This is a genomic window from Roseibium aggregatum, assembly GCF_017309185.1.
Taxonomy (GTDB): Bacteria; Pseudomonadota; Alphaproteobacteria; order Rhizobiales; family Stappiaceae; genus Roseibium; species Roseibium aggregatum_B.
Genome location: NZ_JAEKJZ010000011.1, coordinates 1 through 2,500, shown reverse-complemented (window position 1 = coordinate 2,500; position 2,500 = coordinate 1). Strand labels below are relative to the sequence as shown.

The following is a 2,500-nucleotide window of genomic DNA, read 5'->3' as shown; positions in this document are numbered from 1 at the left end:
AAGCCATACACCGAAACTGCGGGTGCACGTAAGTGCGCGGTAGCGGAGCGTTCTGTAAGTCTGCGAAGGGAGACCCGCGAGGGCTCCTGGAGATATCAGAAGTGCGAATGCTGACATGAGTAACGATAAAGCGGGTGAGAGACCCGCTCGCCGAAAGTCCAAGGGTTCCTGCGCAACGCTAATCGGCGCAGGGTTAGCCGGCCCCTAAGGCGAGGCCGAAAGGCGTAGTCGATGGGAATGCAGTTAATATTCTGCAGCTTGGTGGTAGTGACGGATGCCGTGTGTTGTCTTCCCTTATTGGATTGGGAAGGCTTCGAAGGTGTTCCAGGAAATAGCTCCACCGTATAAACCGTACCCGAAACCGACACAGGTGGACTGGTAGAGCATACCAAGGCGCTTGAGAGAACTATGCTGAAGGAACTCGGCAAAATGCTCCCGTAAGTTCGCGAGAAGGGAGACCTCTTTCTGGGCAACCGGAAAGGGGTGGCACAGACCAGGGGGTGGCGACTGTTTATCAAAAACACAGGGCTCTGCGAAGCCGCAAGGCGACGTATAGGGTCTGACGCCTGCCCGGTGCTGGAAGGTTAAGAGGAGGTGTGCAAGCACCGAATTGAAGCCCCAGTAAACGGCGGCCGTAACTATAACGGTCCTAAGGTAGCGAAATTCCTTGTCGGGTAAGTTCCGACCTGCACGAATGGCGTAACGACTTCCCCGCTGTCTCCAGCATAGGCTCAGTGAAATTGAATTCCCCGTGAAGATGCGGGGTTCCTGCGGTCAGACGGAAAGACCCCGTGCACCTTTACTACAGCTTCACACTGGTATTCGTCACGACATGTGTAGGATAGGTGGTAGACGTTGAAGCAGGAGCGCCAGCTCTTGTGGAGTCACCCTTGAAATACCACCCTTGTCGTCATGGATATCTAACCGCGGTACAACAATATCCGGGACCGTGTGTGGCGGGTAGTTTGACTGGGGCGGTCGCCTCCCAAATGGTAACGGAGGCGCGCGAAGGTGGGCTCAGAGCGGTCGGAAATCGCTCGTTGAGTGCAATGGCATAAGCCTGCCTGACTGCGAGACTGACAAGTCGAGCAGAGTCGAAAGACGGCCATAGTGATCCGGTGGTCCCTCGTGGAAGGGCCATCGCTCAACGGATAAAAGGTACGCCGGGGATAACAGGCTGATGATGCCCAAGAGTCCATATCGACGGCATTGTTTGGCACCTCGATGTCGACTCATCACATCCTGGGGCTGGAGCAGGTCCCAAGGGTTTGGCTGTTCGCCAATTAAAGTGGTACGTGAGTTGGGTTCAGAACGTCGCGAGACAGTTCGGTCCCTATCTGCCGTGGGTGTAGGAGAATTGAGAGGATCTGTCCCTAGTACGAGAGGACCGGGATGGACGTACCTCTGGTGGACCTGTTGTGGCGCCAGCCGCATTGCAGGGTAGCTATGTACGGAAGGGATAACCGCTGAAAGCATCTAAGCGGGAAACCCACCTCAAAACCAGCTCTCCCTGAAGAGCCGTGGTAGACCACCACGTCGATAGGAAGCGTGTGGAAGTGTGGCAACACATGAAGCTTAGCTTTACTAATAGCTCGTTCGGCTTGATCCTCTCATTAGTCAATGCTCATCTTGAAGCGCGCAGCGCTTCAAGTCCTTCTGTCTTCACGCCGTACGGCCCTGACGGGCCTGGCTCCAGACGGGGCGCGCAAACGTGCGCGGCGGCCACTTGGCCTTGCCTCGCTTGCGCTCGGAACTCTTGTTCCCCAAAAGCTCTGGAAAAGACAACAAGGATCAAAAAACAAATCGATAATCAACAAAATGACCAGTGTTCTCACAAGGCCTCCGGCTCTCGACCTCTCAAGGAAAAAGAGCCCGAACCGAAAGGTTCGCAAGGCCAAGCGGCCGCCGCCCGGTCAGGGCGCGCCGTCCGCAGGCCAGCTGCGAAGCAGCGGGACGGCCGTGAGGACAAAAGTCTACCAGTTTTGCAAACAAAACTGCGCTTCGCCGGCCTGGTGGCCCCAGCGGGGAGCCCCCACCCGATCCCATCCCGAACTCGGCCGTGAAACTCCCCAGCGCCAATGGTACTGCATCTTAAGGTGTGGGAGAGTAGGTCGCCGCCAGGCCTGCCAAACGCAGTTTGTATCTCAACGATGAAAACCTTCCCGGGCAACGCCCGGAATACACCAGCACCTCAATCGCTCAAAAAGCACCCGGTGCTGGCACCGTGGAGCAGCCCACGCGACGCCCGCAGGACCAAAGGTCCGAGGACGCGCAAAGCAAAAATGCCGGGCTGTGCTCTGCCCTCAAAGGCGGGCACGTTACCACGGAACCAAAAAAATAACGCGGGATGGAGCAGCCCGGTAGCTCGTCAGGCTCATAACCTGAAGGTCGCAGGTTCAAATCCTGCTCCCGCAACCAGAAAAACCAAAGGCCGTCCATCAGGGCGGCCTTTGGTTTTTCTGCGCGCGGGGTCGAGGAGTTGATCCTGACGGGGTCCCCG

At 57.0% G+C, this 2,500-nt stretch carries 1 tRNA gene and 2 rRNA genes (1 of these 3 cut by a window edge); all 3 read left to right on the top strand.

Annotated features, from left to right (window positions below):
* Nucleotides 1-1,609, top strand: a 23S ribosomal RNA gene (locus JF539_RS27420); it begins 1,111 nt to the left of the window's first position.
* A 399-nt stretch (nt 1,610-2,008) separates the two neighbouring features.
* Nucleotides 2,009-2,123: ribosomal RNA gene (rrf, locus tag JF539_RS27415) — 5S ribosomal RNA — on the top strand.
* A 218-nt stretch (nt 2,124-2,341) separates the two neighbouring features.
* Nucleotides 2,342-2,418: transfer RNA gene (locus JF539_RS27410), tRNA-Met, on the top strand.
* Nucleotides 2,419-2,500 lie beyond the last annotated feature (82 nt).